The organism is Paraflavitalea sp. CAU 1676, from assembly GCF_029223285.1.
Taxonomy (GTDB): Bacteria; Bacteroidota; Bacteroidia; order Chitinophagales; family Chitinophagaceae; genus Paraflavitalea.
On sequence record NZ_JARHUJ010000008.1, the window covers coordinates 308,538 to 334,923 of the forward strand.

The 26,386-nt window shown below is 48.4% G+C and carries 22 protein-coding genes; 17 read left to right on the forward strand and 5 right to left on the reverse strand.

Annotated elements, in window-relative coordinates:
• The first annotated feature begins 4 nt into the window (after positions 1 to 4).
• From pruA to P2H89_RS26135, 3 genes are all read left to right on the forward strand, one after another.
• A complete protein-coding gene (gene pruA / locus P2H89_RS26125; RefSeq protein ID WP_275832626.1) occupies positions 5 to 1,636 on the forward strand; it encodes an L-glutamate gamma-semialdehyde dehydrogenase in 1,632 nt (543 codons plus the stop codon).
• 583 nt (positions 1,637 to 2,219) lie between these two features.
• Positions 2,220 to 2,720, forward strand: a complete 501-nt coding sequence (locus P2H89_RS26130) for a TM2 domain-containing protein (protein ID WP_275832628.1) — start codon at positions 2,220 to 2,222, stop codon at positions 2,718 to 2,720.
• Between the two features lie 52 nt (positions 2,721 to 2,772).
• Positions 2,773 to 3,108, forward strand: coding sequence for a DUF2752 domain-containing protein (locus tag P2H89_RS26135; protein ID WP_275832629.1), 336 nt, complete (start codon positions 2,773 to 2,775; stop codon positions 3,106 to 3,108).
• Positions 3,109 to 3,189: 81 nt separating this feature from the next.
• On the opposite strand, the gene P2H89_RS26140 is transcribed toward P2H89_RS26135, so the two are convergent.
• A complete protein-coding gene (locus tag P2H89_RS26140) occupies positions 3,190 to 3,723 on the reverse strand; it encodes an outer membrane beta-barrel protein (RefSeq protein ID WP_275832632.1) in 534 nt (177 codons plus the stop codon).
• A gap of 345 nt (positions 3,724 to 4,068) precedes the next feature.
• On the opposite strand from P2H89_RS26140, the gene P2H89_RS26145 reads away from it, so the two are divergent.
• From P2H89_RS26145 to P2H89_RS26175, 7 genes are all read left to right on the forward strand, one after another.
• Positions 4,069 to 4,662, forward strand: coding sequence for a porin family protein (locus P2H89_RS26145; protein ID WP_275832634.1), 594 nt, complete (start codon positions 4,069 to 4,071; stop codon positions 4,660 to 4,662).
• Between the two features lie 137 nt (positions 4,663 to 4,799).
• Entirely contained in the window at positions 4,800 to 5,387 is a 588-nt protein-coding gene (locus P2H89_RS26150; RefSeq protein ID WP_275832636.1) for a porin family protein, read from the forward strand.
• A gap of 141 nt (positions 5,388 to 5,528) precedes the next feature.
• Positions 5,529 to 6,050: a bifunctional pyr operon transcriptional regulator/uracil phosphoribosyltransferase PyrR gene (pyrR, locus tag P2H89_RS26155; protein ID WP_275832638.1), complete on the forward strand. Its 522-nt coding sequence runs from the start codon at positions 5,529 to 5,531 to the stop codon at positions 6,048 to 6,050.
• 69 nt (positions 6,051 to 6,119) lie between these two features.
• Positions 6,120 to 7,055 (forward strand): aspartate carbamoyltransferase catalytic subunit, encoded by a 936-nt coding sequence (locus P2H89_RS26160; protein ID WP_275832640.1) that lies wholly within the window; start codon positions 6,120 to 6,122, stop codon positions 7,053 to 7,055.
• Positions 7,056 to 7,107: 52 nt separating this feature from the next.
• Positions 7,108 to 7,587, forward strand: coding sequence for a pantetheine-phosphate adenylyltransferase (coaD, locus tag P2H89_RS26165; protein WP_275832642.1), 480 nt, complete (start codon positions 7,108 to 7,110; stop codon positions 7,585 to 7,587).
• A gap of 4 nt (positions 7,588 to 7,591) precedes the next feature.
• Positions 7,592 to 8,017 carry a hotdog fold thioesterase gene (locus tag P2H89_RS26170; RefSeq protein WP_275832643.1) on the forward strand — a complete coding sequence of 142 codons (426 nt, stop codon included), beginning with the start codon at positions 7,592 to 7,594 and terminating at the stop codon, positions 8,015 to 8,017.
• 5 nt (positions 8,018 to 8,022) lie between these two features.
• Positions 8,023 to 9,057, forward strand: coding sequence for an acyl-CoA thioester hydrolase/BAAT C-terminal domain-containing protein (locus P2H89_RS26175; protein ID WP_275832645.1), 1,035 nt, complete (start codon positions 8,023 to 8,025; stop codon positions 9,055 to 9,057).
• Between the two features lie 137 nt (positions 9,058 to 9,194).
• Here the strand turns inward: P2H89_RS26175 and P2H89_RS26180 are convergent, their stop codons facing one another.
• On the reverse strand, positions 9,195 to 9,821 hold the full coding sequence (locus tag P2H89_RS26180; RefSeq protein ID WP_275832647.1) for an NUDIX hydrolase: 627 nt from the start codon (positions 9,819 to 9,821) through the stop codon (positions 9,195 to 9,197).
• A 61-nt stretch (positions 9,822 to 9,882) separates the two neighbouring features.
• On the opposite strand from P2H89_RS26180, the gene pyrE reads away from it, so the two are divergent.
• On the forward strand, positions 9,883 to 10,518 hold the full coding sequence (gene pyrE, locus P2H89_RS26185) for an orotate phosphoribosyltransferase (RefSeq protein ID WP_275832649.1): 636 nt from the start codon (positions 9,883 to 9,885) through the stop codon (positions 10,516 to 10,518).
• Between the two features lie 25 nt (positions 10,519 to 10,543).
• Positions 10,544 to 10,903 carry a cation transporter gene (locus P2H89_RS26190; RefSeq protein ID WP_275832650.1) on the forward strand — a complete coding sequence of 120 codons (360 nt, stop codon included), beginning with the start codon at positions 10,544 to 10,546 and terminating at the stop codon, positions 10,901 to 10,903.
• A 3,297-nt stretch (positions 10,904 to 14,200) separates the two neighbouring features.
• On the opposite strand, the gene P2H89_RS26195 is transcribed toward P2H89_RS26190, so the two are convergent.
• The gene (locus P2H89_RS26195; RefSeq protein WP_275832653.1) at positions 14,201 to 14,650 is read right to left on the reverse strand and encodes an LEA type 2 family protein; all 450 of its coding nucleotides are present in this window, start codon (positions 14,648 to 14,650) and stop codon (positions 14,201 to 14,203) included.
• 334 nt (positions 14,651 to 14,984) lie between these two features.
• On the opposite strand from P2H89_RS26195, the gene P2H89_RS26200 reads away from it, so the two are divergent.
• The 5 genes from P2H89_RS26200 to P2H89_RS26220 all read left to right on the forward strand — a co-directional run bounded on the left by P2H89_RS26200 (position 14,985) and on the right by P2H89_RS26220 (position 23,545).
• Positions 14,985 to 15,563, forward strand: coding sequence for a WbqC family protein (locus P2H89_RS26200; protein ID WP_275833053.1), 579 nt, complete (start codon positions 14,985 to 14,987; stop codon positions 15,561 to 15,563).
• A 2,527-nt stretch (positions 15,564 to 18,090) separates the two neighbouring features.
• On the forward strand, positions 18,091 to 20,832 hold the full coding sequence (locus tag P2H89_RS26205) for an outer membrane beta-barrel protein (protein ID WP_275832655.1): 2,742 nt from the start codon (positions 18,091 to 18,093) through the stop codon (positions 20,830 to 20,832).
• Positions 20,833 to 20,890: 58 nt separating this feature from the next.
• Positions 20,891 to 21,640: a GLPGLI family protein gene (locus P2H89_RS26210; RefSeq protein ID WP_275832657.1), complete on the forward strand. Its 750-nt coding sequence runs from the start codon at positions 20,891 to 20,893 to the stop codon at positions 21,638 to 21,640.
• A gap of 42 nt (positions 21,641 to 21,682) precedes the next feature.
• On the forward strand, positions 21,683 to 22,156 hold the full coding sequence (locus P2H89_RS26215) for an FKBP-type peptidyl-prolyl cis-trans isomerase (protein WP_275832659.1): 474 nt from the start codon (positions 21,683 to 21,685) through the stop codon (positions 22,154 to 22,156).
• A 279-nt stretch (positions 22,157 to 22,435) separates the two neighbouring features.
• Entirely contained in the window at positions 22,436 to 23,545 is a 1,110-nt protein-coding gene (locus P2H89_RS26220) for a hypothetical protein (RefSeq protein ID WP_275832661.1), read from the forward strand.
• Between the two features lie 70 nt (positions 23,546 to 23,615).
• On the opposite strand, the gene P2H89_RS26225 is transcribed toward P2H89_RS26220, so the two are convergent.
• Together P2H89_RS26225 and P2H89_RS26230 are read right to left on the reverse strand one after the other, a co-directional pair.
• Positions 23,616 to 25,481 carry a M56 family metallopeptidase gene (locus P2H89_RS26225; RefSeq protein WP_275832663.1) on the reverse strand — a complete coding sequence of 622 codons (1,866 nt, stop codon included), beginning with the start codon at positions 25,479 to 25,481 and terminating at the stop codon, positions 23,616 to 23,618.
• Between the two features lie 3 nt (positions 25,482 to 25,484).
• Entirely contained in the window at positions 25,485 to 25,868 is a 384-nt protein-coding gene (locus tag P2H89_RS26230) for a BlaI/MecI/CopY family transcriptional regulator (RefSeq protein WP_275832664.1), read from the reverse strand.
• Positions 25,869 to 26,386: the final 518 nt, after the last annotated feature.

Genomic DNA, 26,386 nt, shown 5'->3' on the forward strand with positions numbered 1-26,386 from the left:
GAATATGAGCTTAGGTTATTTTTCGTATCCAATTCCAGTAAACGAGCCGGTGCTTAACTACGCACCAGGTTCGGCTGAAAAGAAAAGATTGAAAGAAGTGCTGGCCGAATTGAAGGGCCAGGAAGCCGATATACCCATGTATATTGGTGGTAAGGAAGTGCGCACCGGCAAAAAAGTAGCTATTCATCCTCCTCATGAAATAGCGCATACACTCGGCTATTTTCACCACGGAGAAGAACAACATATTAACGAAGCTATCGAAGCTGCTCTGGCGGCAAAAGATAGCTGGGCAGCCATGAGCTGGGAGAACCGTGCAAACATCTTCCTCAAAGCGGCCGACCTCATCGCCACCAGGTACCGTCCTTACATGAACGGCACTACTATGCTGGGGCAAAGTAAGAATGCATACCAGGCCGAGATCGACAGTGCCTGTGAGATCATCGACTTCCTCAAGTTCAATGTGCACTTCCTGAGCGAGATCTATAAGCAACAACCCATCAGCGGCCCCGGCATCCACAACAGGCTGGAGTTCCGTCCGCTCGAAGGCTTTGTGCTGGCCGTAACGCCTTTCAACTTCACCGCGATCGGTGGTAACCTGCCTACATCGGCCGCTATGTGCGGTAATGTAGTGGTGTGGAAACCCGCTAATACGCAGGTATACTCTGCACAGATGTTCATGCGCATCATGAAAGAAGCCGGTTTGCCCGATGGTGTCATCAACCTGATCTATGTGGATGGACCTTCCCTGGGTAAAGTTTGCTTCACGCACCGCGAGTTCGCCGGCGTACACTTTACTGGCTCTACCGGTGTATTCAACAACATGTGGGAGACCATTGGTAAGAACATGTCTAACTACCGCTCTTATCCCCGTATCGTGGGCGAAACAGGCGGTAAAGACTTTGTAGTGGCGCATAAGAGTGCCCTGCCCGATGCGGTGGTAACAGCCCTGCTGCGTGGTGCTTTCGAGTTCCAGGGACAGAAATGTTCTGCTGCTTCCCGCGCCTATATCCCTTCTAATATTGCTGAAGAGGTAAAGAAGAAACTGATCGACGGTGTGAAGAGCTTTAAGATGGGTACCGTGGAAGATTTCACCAATTTCGTCAATGCGGTGATCGATGAAAAGAGCTTTGATAAGATCAGTTCATACATCGCTAATGCAAAGAGTTCCAAGGATGCAGCAATTTGGGTGGGTGGTGAATGCGATAAGAGCAAAGGTTATTTCGTACAGCCAACTGTCATCGAAGCCAAAAACCCCAAATATGTGACCATGTGCGAAGAGATCTTCGGACCAGTGCTGACGGTTTATGTATACGATGCCGATAAGTTTGAAGAAACCCTGGAATTGGTGAATACCACGTCTCCTTATGCGCTTACAGGGTCTATCCTTGCGCAAGACAGGGCGGCTGTAGAACTGGCTACCAACAAGCTGCGTAATGCGGCCGGTAACTTCTACATCAACGATAAGCCCACAGGGGCGGTAGTGGGTCAGCAGCCATTTGGCGGTGCCCGTGCATCCGGCACCAACGATAAGGCTGGTTCTATCCTCAACCTGTACCGCTGGTTAAGTGCCCGCACGATCAAGGAAACATTCAATCCGCCCACTGATTATCGTTATCCGTTCATGTCGGAAGCGTAATTCGTCGGTTCAGATACGAATTCAGCTAGTTGAGAAAGCTGCACTGTAATGGTGCAGCTTTTTTCGTGGTGACAAATCGCGTCGGTTCGCTGAGTTCCCATAGAGTCTCGCTCGGGTAAGGAAGTCGTCGCTTCATGTCCCTGCATCCCGAAAAATCACCCGTTTGGGTGATGCCCAATTTTTTTGTGGTTATCGAAACTTGTATACTTTTAACAAATTATTGCCAACACCCTCCGGCAATAACCTAAACCCGGACTGATCACCTTACGGTGCATCTACAGGCTATTTCATCCCCCTCAGTAGCCGGTTAACAGTCATGGTTTTTTCCAGTATTGATTAAGGTCCTATGCGCTCACCCGTGAGCGCAGGTGCATTGTATTGTTGTTGGCTGCCGTTTAGCACCCTGTTTTTGTCAGTTCGTGGAGGCTAAGTGTCAATACGAACATGTTGCGAATTGGCAGCCATTTACAGGCTTTACTTTAGCCTGGATATACTGTATTGGAATGACGCCGAAATCCAAAAAAAGTCAGGCGGAGAATGCTGAAAATCCTAAAGAGTAAGCGATAACCTAATCATCATGTTCATGAAATTCTTTAAACCCTTTGCAATGCTGGCGATTGCGGCATGTTCCGTTGTGCTTTTCACTTCCGCTATTCCTGCCAGCGAGAAGCCTGCCGAAAAAGCTGCTGTAAACCCCAACGTGGAAAGAGCTGCGCTGGCCTGGAAAGAAGCTGCTGCCGATGGCAACGTTTCTACCAAAGAACTGAAAACAATTGCTACCGAATTGAAAGGTGGCAAGCTGACCTTTAAAGAGAAGGTTGGTCTTAAACTGTTTGGCAAGAAGATCGCATCTAAAATGAATGCGGCACCTGCCAGCGGTGAAAAATCTCAATTGATCGCCCTGCTGCTTTGCGGCTTCCTGGGTGGTCTGGGTATCCACAGGTTCTACCTGGGTTACACCTGGCAAGGTATTGTTCAGTTGCTGACCCTCGGTGGTTGCGGCATCTGGGCGCTGATCGATTTCATCCGCATCATCACCGGCGATCTGCAGCCTAAGGATGGTACGTATGCTACTACCTTATAATTTTTGAACAAGGGCTCCGGTAATGAACCGGGGCCTTTTATCCCCCAATCCCATGCAACGTTTCCGATACTATTTTACTATTGCCAAGCTGGCTTTTCTCGTCATTACACCGATCGTGTTGTTGATATTGCCGGCCGATTTCTTCGATCAGGGAGAATCCGTATGTCTTTCTAAAGTGATCTTTGATGTGGAATGCTTCGCCTGTGGGTTGACGAGGGCCTGCATGCACCTCATTCATCTTGAGTTTGAAGAGGCATTCGCCTATCACATGTTTTCCTTTATTGCCTTCCCGGCTTTGGCGGCTTATTGGGTGTATTGGTTCCTGAAAGAGCGCAAGGCTTTTTTGAAGATGCGGGCGGCCATGCGACTGGCGGTTCAGCAGGCATAGCAGATGGAGCAGGAACGAAAAGAAAAAGCAGGCTATCGTAACCGACAGCCTGCTTTTTTTCATGGCAGATATGTGATTCGATTATTTGGAACCGCCACCCAGGTGGATCTGGAAGCCAATGTTTACACCGAAAGTACCTCTGCGGTCATCACCGATGGCATCACCACCCAATGAGCGGTATTGCAGGGCAAATTCGAGTGCTGTGTTAGGAGTCAGGAACACGGCAGGGCCGGCAGAGATGGCAAATTGATTAACGCCATTGCTTTCGTCTTGTTTGATAGAACCAAAGCCATAGCTGGCATCAGCGAAGATGTTCAGTTTTTCTGCTGCTGGCAGGAAGTAGTAGCGCAGGAAGGGAGCTACCAATACCATGCTGCTGGCATCACCACCTTTGGGTTTAGAGCTTTCAATATCCACTCTCAGACCACCGGCAAATTTGCTGGCGAAGAAATATCCTGCCTTAGGGCTGAATGTGATATCGGTGCTTTTAGCCTCACCTTGTTTAGATGATTCAAAGCCGGCATTACCACCAACTAACCATTGTCCTTTGTTTACCTGCGCAAATACACCTTGAGCTGCTACTGTCAAAAAAGCTGCGAATAAAACCTTCTTCATTTTTGTGGTTTTTGATTAAATAAGAAATCGGATTAAGTACTTCGTACTCGTTATCGCATATAAAAAAGAAATTACTTGGTTTTTATTGTGTGAATAGTTGTAAAAATTTAATCAAGACATGATAAAACAATTGTGTAAGCAGAACATGTTACACATTCTATCCGGGTGGTGATGGCTGATTCATCCTTTAATATATACAATCCATACCCGCTTTTTTAATTGTTGAGCGGAAAAGGGGAGTTCCTGGCTGGCAGTAATCGATGTAAACCACATTGTCATGTTATTTTCTGCCGGCTTGTTTTAGCGCAGCTTTGCCGCATCATTAACCAATCAACAAAAGATTTTATGAAGAAGTATTGTATGATCCTGGCACTCTCCGCCCTTTCATTGGCAGGCACTGCACAGCAGATCAGGTATGGCGCGAAAGCAGGATTGAACCTGGCAAACTTTTCAGGTGATATTGAAGACAATAAGATGAAACTGGGTATTCACCTGGGCGGCTTTGCGAAGATAGCCGTAACGGATGCGATCAGTGTGCAGCCTGAGCTGGTATTGTCTTCACAGGGAGCAAAAGAGAAATCATCTTATGAGGGCATTACGTTCGAATCCAAGACCAAGCTCACTTACATCAATATTCCGCTTCTGGCACAATACAATACAACCAGCGGTTTTTATGGGGAAACCGGCCCGCAGTTCGGATTCCTGGTGAGCGCAAAAGCCAAATCAGACGAAGGCAAGCAGAACATCAAGGAGCACATGAAAACACTGGATGTCTCCTGGGCCTTTGGCGTTGGCTATTTGCTGCCCTCGAATATCGGCGTAAATGCAAGGTTCAACCTGGGCCTGAGCAATATCGCCAAGGGCGAACAGGTAGAAGGTGCTAAGGTTAAGAACAGCGTGATCCAGGTGGGTGTATTCTACGTATTGGGAGAAAAATAGTGTGTTGTTTTTTTGTAGAGCCGGTCATGCAGCATGACCGGCTTTTTTTGTGTCCTGTAAGTAATAATTCACCTGTTGTGTCGTTATTAGGGCCGCCGAAAGTGCCGCTGACAAACAAGGGAATGAATACCACTGATATGGAAAAACAGTTCCTGCATAAATACTTATTGTTGGTCGTTTGTGCCTTTTCGTTCCTTGCAGGCCAGGCCCAGGTGAAGGTGGGAATCAGGAGCGGGTTTACGGTGGCCGGATTGGTTGGTCCGGATGTACACGCCTATGATGCGAAGCTTAGTTTTTATGCTGCAGGGTTTGCCAATGTACCCTTGTTCGATGCATTCAGCCTGCAGCCGGAAATACAGTATTCCCGTCAGGGCGCCTGTAACGATCATGAAGGACCTGTTACCAGAGAACGGCTCAACTACCTCAATGTGCCGTTATTGGCCCGATATCAATCCAGGATGGGGCTGTACGCAGAAACAGGGCCGCAGTTCGGTTTCCTGATCAATGCCCAAAGGAAAGACAACGCTCATTTAACCAATGTAAACGGATCATACCGTCCGTTCGATTTTTCCTGGGTGTGGGGCGCTGGTTACCGGATTACGCAACGGGCTGGTGTGGACCTGCGGTGGAACCTCGGCATGACCGACGTTTCGGACTATCCGGGTACCGTGCGCAACAGCGTTTGGCAGATAGGCCTCGCCTATACGCTGGGAACCTTTCACTGAAAGCAGTTATTTACCACGAACATATTCTTTATATGAAAACCACTGTCATTGGCAGTGGTTTCTTACTTTTATGGAAATTTTTCTTTTTAAAGGGACCTCCGGTTTTTGAGTGGTGGCTTTGAAGAGACTAATACTTTTTACATGAAAACGGTTTTGAACGAGCAGCAACTGGCAATTACCATCAAGCGTCTGGGCCATCAAATACTGGAGAACCACGTAAACCTTGAAAATACGGTATTGATCGGCATTCAGCCCCGGGGCATCTTTGTATCGGACCAGATCGTGCGGGAGATACGCGAACTGGTGCCAGCCGATGTGGTAAAATATGGAAAACTGGACATTACCTTTTATCGCGACGATGTGCGCACTTCCCTGCACGCGCCCAATCATACAGATATTCCCTTTAGCATAGAGAACAAGAACGTGGTGATCATCGATGATGTATTGTGGACAGGCCGCACTATACGGGCTGCCCTCGATGCCCTGCTCGATTTTGGCAGGCCTGCCAAGGTGGAGCTTTGTGTGCTGATTGACCGCCGTTTCAGCCGCCAATTGCCCATCCAGGCCGATTATGTTGGTAAATCGATCGATTCCATCGTTTCGCAGAAAGTGAAGGTATTCTGGAAGGAAAAGGATGGGAAAGAAGAGGTAGTGCTGTTGTAATATGTTAGTATCCTGTGAGATACCTTATTTTGCACCATAATATTTTTTGCCCTAATTTTGCTGCCCGACATGCAACTTTCAGTTAAACATTTGCTCGGCATCAGGGATCTTACCCGGCAGGACATCCAGCTTATCTTAGATACTGCTACGGAATTCAAAGAAGTATTGCAGAGACCCATCAAAAAAGTACCCTCTCTGCGGGATGTAACCATCGTTAATTTATTCTACGAGAATTCTACCCGCACCCGCATATCATTTGAACTGGCGGAGAAGCGCCTTAGTGCAGACACCATCAACTTTACAGCCAGCGGTTCATCGGTTTCGAAGGGCGAAACCTTACTGGACACCGTCAACAACATCTTATCTATGAAGGTAGATATGGTGGTGATGCGGCACAGTGCCAGCGGTGCCCCTCACTTCCTGGCCAAGCACATCCCGGCAGCCATTATCAATGCAGGCGACGGCATCAACGAGCACCCCACACAGGGACTGCTGGATGCATTTTCCATGCGCGAAAGACTGGGCCGGCTGGAAGGACTTAAAGTGGCCATCATCGGCGATATCATGCACTCTCGCGTGGCCATGAGCAATATTTACCTGCTTAAGAAAATGGGCGCAGAGGTGATGGTAGCAGGTCCGCCCACGCTAATACCGAAGTATATACAGGAGGCATTCGATATCAGGGTTGAATACAACCTGCGCAAAGCGCTGGAATGGTGCGACGTGGCCAACGTGTTGCGTATCCAGCTCGAGCGGCAAAACCAGGTACTCTTCTCTTCCCTGCGCGAATACAGCCTTGCCTACGGTATCAATAAACGTTTACTGGATAGCCTGAATAAAGAAGTTGTTATCATGCACCCCGGACCCATCAACAGGGGCGTGGAACTGGATAGCGATGCGGCCGACAGTAAGCAATCACTGATACTGCAGCAAGTGGAGAACGGTGTGGCCGTACGGATGGCGGCGCTGTACCTGCTTTCCGGAGGGAGAGGTAGTATGAATTAGAGGCGGGTGCAATAGCTCCGATCTGTCAGACCTTGTTCCTTAAAACCAATTTATGCAACGTATTGCCTTATTTCCCGGAACATTTGATCCTATTACGATTGGCCACCTCGATATCATCGACCGGGCCTTGCCTTTGTTCGACAAACTGGTGATCGGTATCGGACGTAACATCAATAAAACCCCGATGTTCACCGATGAACAAAGGATCGGCTGGATACAGGAAATATATAAGGATAATTCCAAAGTAAGCGCCGTATTGTACGAAGGACTGACGGTGACTTGTTGCCAGAACGTAGGCGCCAACTTTATCGTACGGGGCATCCGCTATGTGAACGACTTCGAGTACGAAAAGGCCATTGCGGACATGAACCGCAGCCTCGATCATGATATAGAAACAGTTTTCCTCACCTGCCTGCCGCAATACACTTCAGTAGCGTCTACGCTCGTTCGTGACGTATTGAAGAATGGCGGAGATGTGATGAAGTTCCTGCCCGACGTAGTCGCCCGCTCCCTCCAATTAAAGAAGAAATAATCGGATGATCTGGTTTCAGCAAAACATACAGCCGCAGGATCTGCAACCACTGGGTAATAGTACCATTGCCGAGCAGATCGGCATCGAGTTTACCGAACTGGGACCCGACTTTCTCAAAGGGCGCATGCCGGTAGATCATCGTACGCATCAGCCCTATGGATTGCTGCATGGCGGAGCATCCTGTGTATTGGCCGAAACGCTCGGCAGTGTAGCATCTGCCCTGGTGATCGATCAGTCTAAATTCATTTGTGTAGGGCTGGAGATCAACGCCAATCATATCAGGAGCGTACGAGCGGGTTTTGTGACAGGAACGGCTTCTCCGATCCATATTGGAGCCACTACCCATGTGTGGGATATCCGCATCGTAGACGAAAGAGAGAAACTGGTTTGCATAAGCCGGCTCACTGTTGCTATACTTCCCAGGAAATAATCCCCATGCGAATACATATACTTGCCTGCCTGCTGTTGATTGCAGGTGCAGGATTTACGCAGCCCACCCAGCCGGCCGATTACGGGCTGAAGGCCTTTACCATTGAGAGCAAGCGGCTGGGTTCAATACACTTTTACGTGTCTGCGGCAGGTATAGATTCTACCAAACCATTGCTCATTGCATTGGATGGATCAGGGCATTTCCCGCTGGCCACGTTGGTAAAGATGAAGAAACATATGCAGATCGTCAATACGCTCGACTTTGATCTGCTCCGGTTGGCAAATAAGTTTCATATTGTACTGATCAGTAAGCCAGGCGTTCAGTTTTGTGATACCGTAGCTATTGAAAGCGACCAACTTGATATGGAACTGGTGGCAGCAACATTGAAACCATCTGCAGAATATAACGCAAAAGCAGGCCTGGAATGGCGCACTGAGGCAGCTTCAGCAGTGATAGACTATTTATACAAGAGAATACCGGTCAATAAACAAAAGATCATCGCATATGGCTATTCGGAAGGGGGACAGGTAGTACCGAGGCTGGCTGTTATCAATAAAAAGATCACACACTGTGCTAGTATAGTTGGCTCCGGATTAAACCAGTTCTATGACTGGATCACTGCGCAAAGGATCTTAGCTGCCAAAGGGGATATTACCCACCAGGAAGCCCAGCGAAGGGTTGATTCGCTTATGGCCGTTTTTGCAGATATATACCAGCATCCCCGGGCTGCGGACAAAGAATGGGATGGGCATACCTATTTGCGCTGGGGGAGCTACGGTTCCCGGCCCGCACTCGAGTCGCTAAGGAGTCTAACCATTCCGATCTTTATGGCTGTGGGCAGTGATGACAAGAACTCTCCCATTTATGGGCTCGATTATGTACCGCTTGAATTTATGCGCCTGGACAAGCACAACCTCACGTATAAAGTGTATCCCACAGATCATTTCTTCAATGAGCACCGCATTACCAATGGAAATGAAGAGGTCATCAGTCACAAGCAACAAATGATCGAAGACCTGTTGAAATGGATTGGGAATTAGCCTGTGCGTAAACACACAGCAATAATACAACCATAGCTTGACCGGATAGCAGCCTGCAAATATCCGCCGGCCTGCAGTTAAAGGTTGATGCTTTTGCAATCGATAGAATACGAAATGCAAATAAGCCATCAAATCCACTACAAATAGCCGCCGGCCTGCAATACGTCAATGATAGAGGGGAAAGTGTTTAAAGTGTATTGTTTGATCTCTTCAGGAGGTACCCATTTGATCTGGGTGATCTGTTCTTCTGTTTGTGGCACCAGCGCCTGCTCGCCGGGAGCTTTCATTAAATACCAGTGCGACTCTTTTAAAATGTGCTTGCCGCTTTCGTCGTAGGTATGATAAGTGACAACAAGAGGTTTCTCAAGACTTACTTTGTCGACGCCGGTTTCCTCCTGTACTTCACGTACGGCACAGGTTTCAAGCGATTCGCCGGGATCCAGTTTCCCTTTGGGTAGGTCCCATTTGCCGCGGCGTTGCATGATCAGAATAGCTCCTGCATCATTCAACACGAGCCCGCCGGCTGCTTGTACCAGGGTGAATTTTCTGCGGAATGTTTTTTCAAGCTCTGCTAAATTGGGGTGTACAAATATGCCTGCGTGGATCTTCTCCTGCCTCATTTCATGGATCATGGAATTGACGCCCGGGGTAGAGAATTCATCGATCAAAACGGCATCATCGTGATGTGCGTAGGGTTCAATATCGGGCGTGATCTGGTCCGTCAGGAAAAGAGGTTTGTCGTTGAAGTAGATTTTGATGTGCATAAATAATTTTCCATTTTCCCGGTTCAACCGCCAATTTCGCCGGACTGAATAAAATCACATTATGTCCCAGAACGAAAAAGCAGTAGCAGAAAAGCTTTTACAAATTAATGCTATTAAATTGAATCCCGGAGAACCATTTACCTGGGCTTCGGGATGGAAAAGTCCCATCTATTGTGATAATCGGAAGGTGTTGTCATTCCCGTATATCCGCGATTTCATCAAGTCGGAAATGTGCAATGTGATCTTTGAACAGTTTCCCGATGCTGAATTGCTGGCCGGGGTAGCCACTGCCGGTATAGCCTGGGGCGCCATGGCGGCCGATCAGCTCAAGCTTCCTTATATATACGTTCGTCCGAAGCCCAAAGAGCATGGGTTGGGCAATCAAATCGAAGGATCTTACACCCCAGGACAGAAGGTGGTGGTCATTGAGGACCTGATCTCAACCGGCAAAAGCAGCCTGCAGGTGGTTGATGTACTGAAGGCAGCAGGAGTAGAGGTGATCGGCATGGTATCCATCTTCACGTACGGATTCCCGGTGGCAGCAGCGGCCTTTGAAAAGGCAGGCATTACTTATCGCTCATTGACGAATTATCCTGTTCTCATTGAATTGGCGATTGAAAAGGGACTGATTTCTGCCGACCAGCAGGAGGTTTTGTTAAAGTGGAGCCAGGACCCTGGCAACTGGACGGGGAAATAGCTATATTTGGTAAAACTATGTCTGTATGAAGAAACTATTCCTTTTGATGATCGCTGTCGCAGGGCTCCTGACCACTGGTTTTGGACAAGCCAAGAAGGGTGTCCAGACAGTGACGATCAAGACCCCTACTGTGCAATGTGAAAGCTGCAAGAAACGGATCGAAGATTTCATGAAGAGAGAGGACGGTGTGCAAAAAGTGACCGTCGACTATAAGAAAAAGACGACCAAGGTTACGTTTATTGCCGATCGCACGAATATTGAGAATGTAAAGACGGCTATTGCCAATGCAGGATACGATGCCGATGACGTTACAGCCGATGGAGAGGCCTATAAAAAGCTTCCCAAATGCTGTAAGAAACCCGAAGACGGGGGCGGGGACCACTGATAGCCTTACAATAATCGCTTTAGGCGGCCATTTCTACCAGGAAATGGCCGCTTTTTTTGTGCCTGACTTCGTGTGCCTGACGAGGCAATGATCGGGTCAAATAAGGGGTAGCCTGCCAGTCTCCCGGAAGTCGAATTCCAGGCATTCTAAGGGGCATTTCCGGGCCGTGGGAGGAGGTGTTTTCGGGTCAAATAAGGGGTAGCCTGCCAGTCTCCCGGAAGTCGAATTCCAGGCATTCTAAGGGGCATTTCCGGGCCGTGGGAGGAGGTGTTTTCGGGTCAAATAAGGGTTGCCTGCCAGTCTCCCGGAAGTCGAATTCCAGGCATTCTAAGGGAAATTCCCGGGCCGTGGGAGGAGGTGTTTTCGGGTCAAATAAGGGGTAGCCTGCCAGTCTCCCCGAAGTCGAATTCCAGGCATTCTAAGGGGCATTCCCAGGCCTTGGGGAGCAGGGGTTTTTAGGTCAAATAAGGCCTAATTTCTTAGGGCTTTAAAGACCTGATTTTCCTTTCCCTTTGCGCCCCCTGATGGGCAATTTCTGCAGGCTACAAGCAGGTCAAAGAAGGCCTGCCCTTATCAAATAATCCTCCGTCATAGACTCTGATTATTCTATGTCATAAATGCCCTCGGGACGTCAGTAGTTTAAGGGCAAAATAGCCTTGTTTAAACCTCACATATCATCTGTTAATTCCGGTCAAATACGCCTTTTCAGAAAAATGCTTTGCATGGGGGAGGACGGCGATGCTCAATAGTGAAATAGCAGGGCCAAAATGACCGGTTAACTAATCGCAAAAGGAGGTCTTTATTGCCTCATTATTGAACGGGCGGCCCCTGAAAAAGAAAGGCAAGTTTGACTTCTATTTGATCAGGTAAAAGCAGGTCAGAAATGACTTAAACGAGGGAGCAGGTTCCGGGCCTCAGCGATAGGGTAAAGTTCAGGTTAAATGACCTTGCAAAGGCCTGCTTTAAAGGCGGCACCTTGGCCTTAATTTTCACACGCAGGCCGCGGCTTCACCCTAAAATCAAGCAAAGGCTTGCCATCAGATGGACAAATATGCCCGGTGTTCCACGGCCTATAGGCACTTTTCTATGCGTTGAAACCGGACAATTGTGACCTGAATGTTGCCTTAATGGATCGGTTAATTAAGCCATACAAGACAATAGGGCCAGGCGGGTAAAAAAGACCTCTGAGTAACAGTCATTTATCGCTTATTTAACCCTTTTCAGAAAGGTTATTTTAGACCGTCAGTGGATTGCTCAATTACACCAAATATGCCCTGCCGGGATGGTTTCATCATGCAGAAGCTAGATATGTTGCAGGTCGCATTAGACCGATTTTCGATGCCCATTAATTGGTCTAAAATGTCCCAATTGATTGTGTTGTTTTTGACCAAAAGGGTGGGGACGGCCAAAACTTCAAGCTGCCCCTTGCTTCAATAAGGCAGGTCTTTTGTGGTCAGGTTTGTGTACTTGAAATTCAGTGTAAGAGGTGTCAATATTGACCTTTTGGAGATCTGCTTGAACAGGTCTAAACTGACCGGCTTCGAGTGGCAGTAAATACCCGGATCAACCATTCTTTGAGGGCGATTGGAGCTTCAAAACTCCCATAGGGTGACTGGATACTACGTCTAACTTGACGGTTGCAAAGCCTAAATAAAAAGGACTTATTAGACCAATTTTAGAGCCCTCGAAATGGACTGTTTTCCAGCAGGGATTCCATATTTAGCTAATCTGTTAAGGCCTCTTTCCTGGCTCCAGAGGTGGCATAAATGACCAGGTTTTCAAGGCAGGCCTGGAGTATTGTACACAGTTTTGAGGTTGAACGAATTACCTTCAAATTGGTCAAAATAGACCTTGGTTTGGTATGCCTGCCTTACGTGAGTGGTAGTATTTTCTGTTCATTTAGAGACGGCAAAAATGACCCGATTAGTTGCCCTGTTTATGGATATGAAACGGCAATAGGTGGCTGGTTTCCAGCAAAAGATCAAGGGGTAAACAGCATTTTGGAATGGTCAAAAATGCCCCGATTGAAATCGGCGTTAACGCCGGTAGCCGGATTCGGGAAAGGTCAAAAAAGCCGTTGCGCGAAGCAGTATAGTCTCGGCCTGGCAGGCGATCGGGGAGGGCAAATAAGACCTCCTATCTGCTGTGGCTGAAATCAGCATTGAGAGGCCGGGGATGGCAAAATTGACCTTGCCGAAAAGGTCTTTATAGACATCTGTTTGCGGGACAGTTCCAGTTGACTACACCATCATAATTCGCTAGCGCTCCTCCAGACGGCGGTCTTTTTAGACCTTCCCACGTTGGGATTTTAGTACGCGCTTTGATCAGGCAGAAACAGAAATCCCAGGATTTCTTGTCGCCATTTATGCAATTCAGGAAGGCGAATTGGACGTTTTGATTCAGCTATTTACTATCGAATATTTCACGACAAACCCGAAAGCGTCTAAATTTTGGAACGTCATAAATGACGCCTTTTCATCCACTTGGGAGCTTCTTTTCGGGAAGTGTATTTTCGGAGGGCTGGAGATTTTTGTTGCCCATTATAAATATCGCCTGCGGCAATTATGACGTCTTTTAGTCGCGCGATTCGAATGCCGGTACAATCGATTTTCACTCAAAACACACTGTCGTAGCTGCACAAAATAAGTGTCAAAATTGACCTCCCAGCAGCTAACTGCCTGCCTAGGGTTATATATATAAATAGCCAGATTTCGGTCGGAATGTAACTTTCGCAGTATTCGTATATTGGTCAAATATGACTTTCCTTCTGCCAATTCTAAGAGCCTTCAAAATCATAATTTCGACGACGAGTTCTACTATTTCAACTGACCACGAACGCGGACAACCTGTCTAAATTGACCTCTCTGCGACGACCTGATCTGACTGGGAATTTTTCCGCAACTAGAATTTTTAAGCCTGGAAAGTTCGTGCGCCCAAAATCGGGGTAGGTCAAATGTGACCTTGGTGGGTAGAGCTTCACCAGGAGCTGGGGGCGGCTATTTTAACCAATTTGGGTATCGCTTCAATTTTCGGACACGTAATATTTGACCTGATATGAGAGTGTTGGGTGATATAAAAATCGGGGTCGTTTTGGAAAACGACCCCGATTTTAAAGCAGTACATAATATATATGGTGTCAAAAAGTTGGTGAATTCAACCAATGCCCCTCTAATTTATAATATCTGATCTGATAACATAAGAGCAATTCAATATCTTATAAAGGTCTTTTATGACCTATTATGTCGGGGGCTATTTTTACGTCTGACAGGTCATTTATGACCTTTGCTCTGCCCGGCTTTAAAACTTCAATTTTTGCATTCCCTCATATTTTATCGGGTAATTGATAAAAATCCCGCCTCTACCCAGTCTTGCTTTTCCGTCAAGTTTGACCTTTACGCTGTCTTGTCCACCGCCCAATGTCTGGATCAGATTAAAGGCTGTAGTGGACATATTGACAGTCAAAATGACGGGAAGATAAAACGTATCCTTCTTAGGGATCTGAATCGTGGAGTCCAAAACGCTGTGTCCCAAAAGGCTGTTATTGACATAAACATCGACCTCGGCGCGCTTCATGGTAACCGGAAATTTATTGGGATTATAATAGCCGACTTCCGAAAAAACAGTCGACTCTTTGAACCCGAATTTGAGCACTTTGATATTCCTCACACCCAGGTAATCGAACCCCGAGGGTTTGGCACAGCCCAAAAGCACGATAGGGAATAAGCCAATTAGAAGCCTTTTATTCATGTCTATTTTTTGTGGACACAAAGTAGGGGATAAATTTTTTCCGCCAAAAACGGGGATGTACATTTATAGGAATCTTTGCTAAAAAGTTTAGATTATGGATGAGATACAATGCGTTAATATGCTCGCTGTCATCGGCTAACAAATTTAGCTTTATAATTTGCATTTAGTTGTATAGTTTTAAACTTATTAAGGCATCTTAATTACAATTTTAGTGGCTGTGTTTTGGTACCAATTTAGGTTGTTTTTGTGCCTTTTAGGGCAAGTGCCTGAATGTTAAAGGATAATGTAGTTTATGGATAATTTAATAGTTGATATAGAGTATTTTGCGCCAGTTATGTTGTATAAAAAGGCAAGTAGCTTTTCACATGTTGAGTTTGATGTATATGAGAATTGGCAAAAAATGAGTTTTAGGAACAGATGTATCCTGGCGGGCTCCGGTGGGCCGGTTTCACTAAGTATTCCGTTGGAGGAAGGCAGGGGGCAAAGGAAGCTGACACGGGATGTTCGGATCTCCAACAGGTACCCCTGGCAGACCCAACATTGGAAGACGATCGTGTCGTGTTACAACCGGTCACCCTGGTTCGAATTTTACCGCGATGAACTGGAGCTGTTGTACCAGCAGTCTTTCGAGTTCCTGGTTGACTGGAACCTGGCGTGCTGGCGCTGGTCGGTTAAAAAACTCGGATGGTCTGTGAGCACCGGTGTGACGGCTGAAAGGATCGAAAACCTGGATGTGACAAAATGGCTAGATTTTAGGAATGAGTTATTGCCGAAATCTATCATGCATAAATTTCCCGACCCGGTCATGTACCAGCAGGTTTTTGAAGACCGAATAGGGTTCCTTCCGCACTGCTCCATTTTGGACCTCCTTTTTTGTGAAGGCAAAAATGCCCGGGCCGTTCTTTCAAAATAGAAAGGGTGATATCAGCATTGAGGTCCGAAGATTGGTCGACCTAAAATCGAGAGGTTGATGCGGGGTCAAAACTGTGTTTGGTGTATTTTTGATGTATGTGTATTTATATCATGTGTTGGGTCGACCGGTTGGAATGGTCGACTTTTCTATTTTGACCCTTTCGGAGGTTGCGCATCCTTTTTGGCGCACGTTCTCTTTTCGGTCAGGGTGGCCCAAGAACCCCCATGCGATTTTGCCGGTCGGGATTGATGACGCGGTATTTTCATATATGACCTATTCCTAATGGACGATCCCGACGATAGCGTTGAATTTTCCCGGAACGGGTTATCTAAAATTTGTGGGGTTTTTTCCGTCTGCCCGGTAATCCGCTGATTGGTGCCAACCCTGATTTTCTGCGACTGGTTTTCCGAACACCCTATGTTGACAATTGGAGCCGGAGAAAAAATGGAAGGCTGGCTGTCCATAGTCTGGATCCTTCGGCGGAGTTTTTGAAAATGGAGAAAGTGGTTTTCAAAAATGGACATCAGCATCGGAGGATGGCGGCCAGCACCTGGTGTGGTAATTCGTTTGATTTTTAGGACGGAGTATAAAACCACGGCGAGAGAAATCTGCCCCCAACAATTCCGGCTCCTCAAAATCTGAATAGGAAATGCCAACTAATTTGATAAGGAAGAATTGGTGCCTGGCGAACTCTTTGGTTTGCGATTACCGGCGCACCGCCGCAGTTAATTTCTGCTGACCAACTTTACGGATGAACCTGGTAAATTTTCGTCATACTCCAGCGTGACCAATTTGGGAAATTCGGATTGGGTTTTTTTAAGGGACGTATTTAGATCGACCATCGCTTGTGTTGAAATACTCCTCTTAAGGCCAACGGTAATTGATCATTCTGGCGGACAACTTTTATGTAAATGATCTCTGCGACAAGGATGCATGAGTGATTGTGTTTTTGAAAATCAGGATGCGTTGCCTGATGCCCAATTAGCCGCCACGATCCGCAAGATTTATTTTACAAGGCTGGCGTGCGACCTGCGATTTAACATGAGACGCCGGTATAGGAAAACGTCCGGTGACCTGGCCGGTGATTTCGGGTAGCTGCCGGTGAAAACTATCCCCTCAAACCGGGCCTTGTCGTGCTCGCCCCGATGTTCAATAAACCTACAGCTCTTCAGTCATCTTTTACGTGCCCGAAAACTTCAGGGCCCGGGCGTGCTGTGAGATCTTCTCTGTTGCCAAGAGGAAGTAGCGTTGGTCGCCTTCGAGCATCATTGTGAAGCGAATCGGATAGCAATTTCCCTAAGCCGTTTTTGCCAGCTTGGGCGACTGTAAACCCGTTCTTGTGGGGGCAAAGTATATGCATAACGTCGTTGGGCAAAGTGACCTTATTTCCCTCGGATTTTTGAAATGGGAGGTTGAAGGCAATCGGGCGTTGAACCAGCACACGACCGTCGCACAGGAAGGAATGTCCCCGGCAAAGAATTGCCCCAAAGTTCTGTCGATTCCGAACCATTCAGTCGACGACGATTTTGCGTTGATCTCCTTTTGGGCACGGCCTGGCCGTCATGAATTTTTGCTGGCTGAATGACCGGCATACATACTGCATCCCGCATCCCGAATTGGCCCCCGTCAATGTAAGGCGGGATGGGCTGGCTTCCGGCGTCCAGTCCTGGCCGACAAGCACGTCAGGGATCGTTTAAAAGCTCCGGCAGGGAAATCGTATTTGTTTAAGAGAACCTCAGCCGGTTCAGCGTGGGTTATGGGGCCATGCCAATCACCCCATTTTTCAGGCTTGGGCATTGATTCTCTACCGCAGTTTTTGCTGCTGTTTGTCGGGACGCATTCGTACAAGTTATATTTCCCAAATTCCGTGGAACATTCACCTGCCTTTTTCGGGACGAATTTTATCAATGTGGCGAGGGTAAATTTGGCAACCCTCCGGAAGCATGTAAAGAACTCAAAACAAACCCTGCACGTTGGAGGGCAGAAAAGGAGGCGTTGATCACTGCTTCTGCACCGTAGTCGATCACAAAATGGAAGCATGTTTTGAATCGGCATATCGCCGAAAAGAGCCGATGGTTCGTGAAGTTTTATGGCAAGCCCGATGACTGCAACATTTTCCGTGTCCGGCAATGGAATCCATTGGCGTTCCGGAAAGGTCAATCCTCCGCCAAAGTGTAGGGCGAAAAATTGACGCGAAGCCGGCTGAAATTTTCAAGGGAAATCGTACTTCGGGCCGGCTGCCCTACACCGCGTTTGAATCCATTTTGGGCCGGTCTTTTAGGACCTGCCCGGCTGGCAGGTAATGTCTCGTACTTTATCCGCACAAGACAGTCGGTTAAAGTTGCCGGTAGGCTAATAAAATACGCTCATCTCCACCAATGTATAATAAGAGTTCCTGATTTGTTAAATAATTCATTAATCGTTTGTGCCACACGTTGAGGAGTGCGGATCGCCGTTATTTTTGGAAACACAATACCAAAACCTACCAGCCTGTATGCCGCCGAGCCTTCGTCCTATCATTACCTGTATGGCAATATTGGTTATGGCCATTTCCGCGCTTCCTGTACTTGCCCAAAAGAACCTGCTCAAAGGAGCCGTGGTCGACACGGCCGAAAAACGCACCCTGGAATTTTCCATCGTCGCCCTGATCGATAGACGCGATAGCTCTCTGTACCGCTCTGTCCGGTCGGGCAAGGACGGTACTTTCGAACTTACCAAAATAACGCCCAGTCATTACACCCTGCTGATTGCCTATCCTAAAATGGCCGATTTCCTGCAGGATATCCATGTCACCGACACAACATCCCTCGACCTGGGTAAAGTGCCTATGATCACCGAAGTCAAGTTGCTGGAGGAGGTGGTGGTGCGCGCCGGCGTGCCGATCAGGATGAGGGGCGATACGCTGGAGTATAACGCGGATAGTTTTGCTGTAAAACCCGGCTCCAATGTGGAGGAGCTGCTCAAGCGTTTACCTGGCATCCTGATAGAGAAAGATGGCAAGATCATGGCCCAGGGCCAGGAAGTGAAAAAGGTGCTGGTGGATGGCGATGAGTTCTTCTCCGACGATCCGGGGCTGGCACTCAAATACCTCCAGGCCGGCGCGGTTGAAAAAGTGCAGGTCTATGATGAGAAAAGCGAGCAGGCGCAGTTTACCGGTATGGACGATGGCAAACGGGCCCGGACCATTAACCTCAAACTCAAAAAGAACAGGCGGAACGGCTATTTTGGGAAACTATCTGCCGGTAGTAACGGCAATCGATATTATCAGCACGAGGCTATGGGAGCTTTGTTTAATCAGGGGCTGAAAATCTCTGTGTTTGGGCTTGCTTTTCGGAACGGCGCACAGGGGATGAATTACGAGGACATGGAAAAGTATGTTGCGAAAGATTATGAACCGATCGACGACGGTACCGGTGGCATGTATTATACGGCTCGTGATGTCGATGAGGCCGAGAATTTGTACGGAGCAGGACTGCCGGAGACTTTAACCGGAGGAGCGCATTTCTCGAACAAATGGGGTAATGGGCAGCATAAGGCGTTTGGAAATTACCGGATCAAGAAAGCAGATGCTGACGGATGGTACAACTCAACGAGCAAGACTGTTTTGCCGGATGGCACCTCTTTTTCCAATTCCAGTGAAACGAAGGAATACAATTACCTGTTTCAGCAAAAGGCCAGTGGTTCCATAACGCTCGGGCTGGATTCCTTTACCACGCTGAAAATAGGCGCCAATGGAGGTTTGGTCAATCGTTCGGCCAACCGGCAATCGCTTTCCGGATCCTCCAACGAAAAGGGGTTCCGGGTCAATAGTAGTCAGCAAAACAACCAGTCGGAGGGGGATGAACGGCAATTCGAAACCAATGTGCAGTTGCAGAAAAGGTTCCGTAAGGATGGCAGAACGTTCACTTTGAAAGTTCAGCAGAATTATAGCCGGCGGCTGAATGACCTGACCGTATTCTCTGCCAACGATTTTTATGATCCGGCAACGGGTGCCTTCAAAAATACCGATACGGTTCACCAACTTCAGCAAACAAATGCTCCTGTGGAATCTTATGCCGTGCAGGGAATCTATACCGACAAATTTTCAAAAGACTGGGGGTATAAGGTAGATTATGGCTGGAGAACTGCGCGCTCGTCGAATGTGTTCAATATTTATAATAACCTGAATGGAAAGTTTGCGGACCGCGTCGACTCTTTGAGCAACGACTACGATTTCACCGTGAACACGCATATCACGGGGGTGAACCTCAACTGGTCCAGGCAAAAGGTGAGCCTGAATGTGGGCGGTAAGCTATTCCATACCAGCCTCGATCAGGTCAACAATGATCTTAAAGATCATAGCCGGCGGCGATTTGTCAATATAGCACCGGAAGTTCGATTGGGCATCAGGTTACCAGGCTTCAGTTCGCTCAATTTCTCCTACACAGGACACACCGTGCAGCCTTCTGTCGAGCAGCTGCAGCCCCTGCTCCGTACGAGCAATCGTCTCTACGTGCAGGAGGGTAACGCCAATCTGCGACCAGCTTTCATGCAATCGGCCAACTTCACTTACTTCAAATTTTCGGCCGCCAAACAAACCAATTTCTATATCAATTTCGGCGCCGACTATACCAGTAATGCCATTGTGAACCAGCAAATGAGAGATGCGCAAGATCGTACGGTGAATAAGTTCATCAACCTGGATGGTATCGTTGGGCTACGAGCCGATATGAGCTATGGCTGGTATTACGAAAAGCTTCACCTGCGACCCTCTGTAATGATCGGGGCCAGCCGTTACGGAAATTATTCTGCCCTGAATGGAGAGAAGCTGCGTAATGAGTCTATCAATGCAAACGGCAATTTCCGGCTGGTGCACGAATGGAAGAAGGTGATGACCACTACCTATTCATTTACCGCCAATTTTGGCTTTGGCAGGTCGAGCCTTGGGTCCAGCGCCTCCAGTCGGAATTTCTTTCACCGGCATTCGATTGATAGCCGGGTGTACTTGCCCTGGAAGTTGTCTTTGAATTCAGATTGCGAATTGGGCTTTATTCCCAAGAACAGTGCATTCAATTCCAGCATCAATACGGTGCGATGGAATATGGGGCTAGAAAAAAAGTTCCTGAAAGATGAATCGCTCAGCCTATTATTTAATGTCAACGATCTGTTGAACCAGAATACGGGCTACACAAGGCAGGTAAGCGGCAACTATACGAACGAATCGAACCGGTTTGTGATCAAACGCTACTTCCTGTTGACGGCTACCTGGAATTTTACAAAGAAGATCTAACCGTGCAGTTTGAGATACAACTGCACTGTATTCATCGAACCTGATAAAGTCAAAAGATATGTTTAAACTAATAGGATGTCTGTTCCTGCTATTATTCACCGGCACTGTTGTGGCGCAAGACTTTGTGACCCGTGGTAAAATTGAATACGAGATCAAAAGGAACCTGAAGCGTTTGAATGAGGAAGATGATCCGGAAGATATGTACAATAGCGCCGCGGAACCCGATTATGATATCACGTACCGCGACCTCACTTTTACTTCGAATCTCCTGTTGTACACACCCGGCAGGAAGGGCCCCAAGCCTACTTATTACCATAGAGAAAGCGTTGCCTATACCGACCTCGGGAAAAAGGAGTTGGTCATCAAAAGAAGCTTTGGCGACGATTACCAGTCGTTTTCGGATAGTTTTCAACATGTGAAATGGAAGCTTCAGCAGGAAACCCGGAAGATCGCGGGCTGGGAATGCAGAAAAGCCGTAGGGGTGATCCATGATAGCGTGTACGTGGTGGCATTTTATTGCCCGGAGATCATTCCGCAGGGTGGGCCGGAGCTATTCAGGGGGCTGCCGGGTATGATACTCGGACTGGCGGTACCTCGGCACTTCACCACCTGGTTTGCCACGAAGGTGGAGCTCGCCAATGTCGATGACTCGAAAATCGTGCCGCCTGCCGGGAAAAAAGGGAAGATCTACGGCAAGCGCGAACTCGCTGAGATTGAATACAAAAAGTACAAGTTAAGTGGGTGGGTCGAGGCTGATTATACATTGGAGAAAATGGAAGCCAGCATGGCCGATTACTTTCTGTATTAATTAACATCCAAGGCGCTATATTTGCGCCCAAACTTATTGCCGATGCGTCTGTTCTCAATCGTGTTTAGTGTGGCTTTGGCCCTGACCCTGATCTACGTAGGATGTACCAAAAATGAAGGTAGTGGTTGTAAGCCGACCACTAAAGAAGAGGATGAAGTAAAAATGCAGGCCTTTATGACTGCCAATGGTATTACTAATCCCACCAAAGATCCCAGTGGCATGTATTACCAGATCATCAACCCAGGTACGGGCAATCAACCTAATATCAACTCGCGGGTGAATGTAGCCTATGTAGGTAAACTCACCGATGGTACCGTTTTTGACCAAAGTGCCAATGCGCAATTCATGTTGTACCAGGTGGTACCAGGCTGGCAGATCGGTATTCCAAAGATCGCCAAGGGAGGTAGAGTAAAGCTCGTGATCCCTCCATACCTCGCGTATGGTTGTCCGGCCAAGACTGGCATTCCCAGTAATTCGGTCCTCTACTTTGAGGTGGACCTGATCGATGTGAAATAATTCATTACAGATATTATGCAAACGCAGGGCGTGGAGAATTCCATGTCCTGCGTTTTGCTTTTAGAACATATTATGATTCTTGTATTCTATGGCAACTTTCAAGGGCATGATAGTTAGCGCATTGAACTTTATGAAAAGAAACCATGTAATTTAGTTTTCATGCAACCGGGGTACTATGCTGCGCCGGTTCCCTCCCCCAAACAGGTCATTCCTATTCACCAGGTTGTCCGCTCCCGAACCGGCAGAAGCGCTATTCAATCTACCATCAAATTCCACTTTATGAAACCTGTTTTACCAACTTCCTTTTTCGTCGTTCTATGCCTGGCGTTGTTTTTGGTAAAGGCACAGGCCCAATGTGATCTTACCCAGGCCGATCTTATCGGGGCCTCCGGCAGTTTTACCATTCCGGCGGGCCAAACTTTATGCATCACAGCCGATTTCTGTATGGGTACATCCTCCAATTTCCCCGGTGCATGCGCCAATACGGGCCCTGCATCGCTCCATATCGAGGGTACTTTACGCATCAACGATAATGTCACCTTCAAATACCAGGGCAGTGTAGTGGGCTCGGGTAAGATCCAGATACTGCAGGCGGCACGGATGAGCCTTTTTGGTACTATCGATTGCAGTGGGGGGCTTACCATCCATGCGGTAGATCCTGCTGCGTTGGGCGGGCCACGTACCGTTACCCATACGGGGGTGCTCTCCTGCAATTCGTTTAGTTGCGAACCGCATTTCGCCAACAACTATGCGCCCTTTGGGGTGGTGGCCGAGGGGCTCGGCTTTAACGGTACGGCCTGTGCCGCCATTATCGGATTTCCCGATGATAAAACGTTGCTGCCTATTAACTTCTCCAGGCTGGCCGCGCGACGCGATGGGGAGGGCGTATTGCTCACCTGGACAACAGCCAGCGAACAAAACAATGCAGGGTTCGAGATACAGCGTTCGGTGAACGGCCGCCAATGGGATGTAATTGGCAAACATCCCACGGCTGTTCCGGGCGGAAACAGCCAATCGATCCTTCAGTATGCATTCCGCGATCGTGCTCCTTTATCGGCGGCAACCTTGTATTACCGGTTGCGGCAAACTGATATTGACGGGCGAAGCATGTTCTCATCGATCGTGCAGGTGAAGGAGCAAAACTTCCGGCAGGCGCGCATCTATGCAGCGCCGGGCGTCATTCAAATTGTTATCAATAGCGACAGCAGGCAATCCCTGCAACTGCAGGCGGCCGGCGCGGGTGGCCGTGTGGTGTATAAGAATGTGATCGCACCCGACCCGGGGTTGAACAGGTACTCTATCAACACTTCGCAGTGGGCGAAGGGGGTTTATATTGTTTCGTTACAGACACCGCAGGAAACCATCCGGGAAAAGATCCTGGTGCAGTAAGCTATAAAGAGAACGCCCCAAATGCTTTCGTCGCTGAAGGCATTTGGGGCGCTTGTCGTTCTGTATTGTTTTAGATCACAACGATCTTCTTTTTCCTGACAGGCTTTGGCTCAGCAGGGGCGGCGGGCTGCTGGCAGTTGGCCGGTTTTTCGTTCAGTTGCAGTCGTTCCATGACGATCTGCTGTTGCGCCTGTTTCAGCTTCTCCTGCCTTTCCTGCCTTTGGTGGTTGAATTTTTCGAGGCGCGCTTTCAGCATGACCTGTTCTTCAGACAGCTGGCGGCTGGATAGTTGTAAGGCTTTTTCAGTTTCCTGGTTGACCTTCATCCAGTCAACATTTTTGAAGGCTTTTACGATCTCTACCTGCAATGCCTGTACATCTACCTGTCCGGCAGTTGCATTCAATCCTTTCTCCAGTTTTTCCCAATCGATCGCTTCCAGTGCTTTCAAGGCTTTATCCATCGATTCCCTGGCTTGTTTTTCCGAGGTGGTCAGGGTGTATGGCTTGGGGAGCAGGGTGTCTTCCAACTCCTGGATCGAAAAGCTGTTCACGGGCACGTAAGGTTGCGTCATCGAGGCGGGAACAATGGCCATAGCCTCTTTGGTCACCTGCAGGGAAAAATCGCGCAGTTCTTTCGTGTTTACGAATGCGACCACCTCTTTGGTTACTTCATGCTGCTGGAGGGCCAGCAGTGAGAGTTCATGCTGGATGGCGGCTATTTCCTGTTCGGTGATGAATTCATTCTCGTTCGTTTCATTGTCATCTTCCTGTTCATCGCAGTCTTTGTCCCTGTTGGAGTGGGATTGTTGTGCGATGGCGGGTGATGCCTCTTCTGCCTCTTCCGGGTCTGCCGGGGTGCTGATATCGGAGGCGTATTCAATAAAAGGGCTTTGCGGTGCTTTTACGGCCACTTGCTCAATGCGGGTGATGATGGCCCGGCCCGGGTTGGATAAGCCAATAAAGCCTATCAGGAGGGCCGATAAGAGCCAGGCTGCCAGTTTCTGGCTAATTGCGTTGGAAGCCGGTTCGTTGGTGAGCATCCTTTTAACCCGGTTCAGCAGTAAGTAGTTGCTTTTACCAGTAGCGGCTACCGCGAGGGCAGGAGCTATGGTGGAGCGGCTTTGCTCGAGGGTCAGCAGCGCGCGGGCATACTGCGTGGCGTCGTATTTGAACTGCAGTACCATATCGTCGCAGCTGTTTTCGCGTTCGCGGCGCAGGATACCGGAGAATAATCTGGCAAAAGGATTGAAGAAGAAAATAATATCGGTGCTGGCGATGAGCAGGTTCACCAGGTAATCATTGCGCCTGATGTGGTTGAGCTCATGCAGGATGATCGCCTCTGTTTGTTCGATGGTGAGGTTGTTGACGGCTGCAACGGGCAGCAGGATGATGGGCTTCCAGAATCCGATAGTAAGCGGCGTATCGACCATGGTAGACAGCCAGAGGGTCACTTTACGCGGTATGGTCATGTGCTGTACCGCTTGTTGTACAAATACCCGCAGTTCGGGCTGGGCTTTTTGTAAACCCTGTGTAAATAATTTACGGGTAAAATGGTATTGACGGTAAAAGCGCACCAGTAACAGTGCGGTAATCACCAGGTAAGCAACGCTCACGAAGGGCAGTACCGGCTCCATCCACGATCCAACTGCCCGCCTGGTGGCCGGCGGCTGGAATGCATCACCTGCATTGACCACGAGGGTTATGACTTCTGGTGCTGCAGCCGCTTTATAGAAGTTGATCGCCAGCGTTATGAGGAACCAACAGGAGCCTCCTGCGAGCGACAACAGGGCCAGCGAATGACGCTGGCGTGCGGTGAATTTTTTTCCATTGGCAGTCAGTACTACATAGAGCAGCCACAACAAACCCATTTGCCACAAGCTGTCTAATAATGACCATCCCAATGCCTTCAGAAAAGCGGATTGGTAGACCAGGTTCATCTACTACTGTTTTTTTAGGTTGTCTATCATTTTCTGGATCGCTTCCAATTCATCGGCGGATGCTTTGTGATTGCCCAATGCCTGGATCACCAGTTCTGTGGGAGAGCCTCCGAATAATGTGTCGATCATTTTACCCAGCAAATGCTTTTGCGTTTTTTCCCTGCTTACGGCAGCCTGGTAGATATGGGTCTTGCTGGAATCGTCGCGCTTTACCAGTCCTTTTTCAAACATGATCTGCATCAGTTTAAGGGTGGTGGTATAACCTGCTTCCTTAATGCTTAGCAGCTCTTCATGTACTTCACGGACACTGGCGGTACCCTTGTTCCATAATACCTGCAGGATCTCCAGTTCGCTCTCAGTAGGTTTGATACTCTTAGTGGTTGACATTCGGAACAACATTTGCCTTAAAAATACGACATATTTCGTAATGAATTGTTAAAGGGAAGGTAAGAAGCTCCTGATTTTAATAACAGCTTAATTCAATGAATGGGGATAAACCGGGCCGGGCGGCGGGGGAAAAGGAATAGGCTATATCCGGCAAAAAGGCAGTTTTTTACATGGATCCAGGGGGTAGATGGGCACTCCGAAACCGTGGGCGAAGTGCCTTGCCGGCAGGTAAGCAAGCGGGTAAGCCGGGCCGGGAGTGGCCCGCTATGACGGTGGCTACCAATGAGTGCGGATTCTGCGGGGTGAAGCGCTTTTAATGGCTCAGGGTCAACAGGCCGGAGCGGGTAGCCGTGATGGGATCCGGCATTTCCTGGGTCGGGATGTGCAGCGGGGGCATCATTGTCCGAATCGGCATCCCGGCAGGTAAGCAACGAGGTGAGCCCGGCCGGATGTGAACCTGGCTATATCGGTGGCTTTCAATGCGGCTGGGCTGCCGGGCCACGTCAAACCCGCCGGGC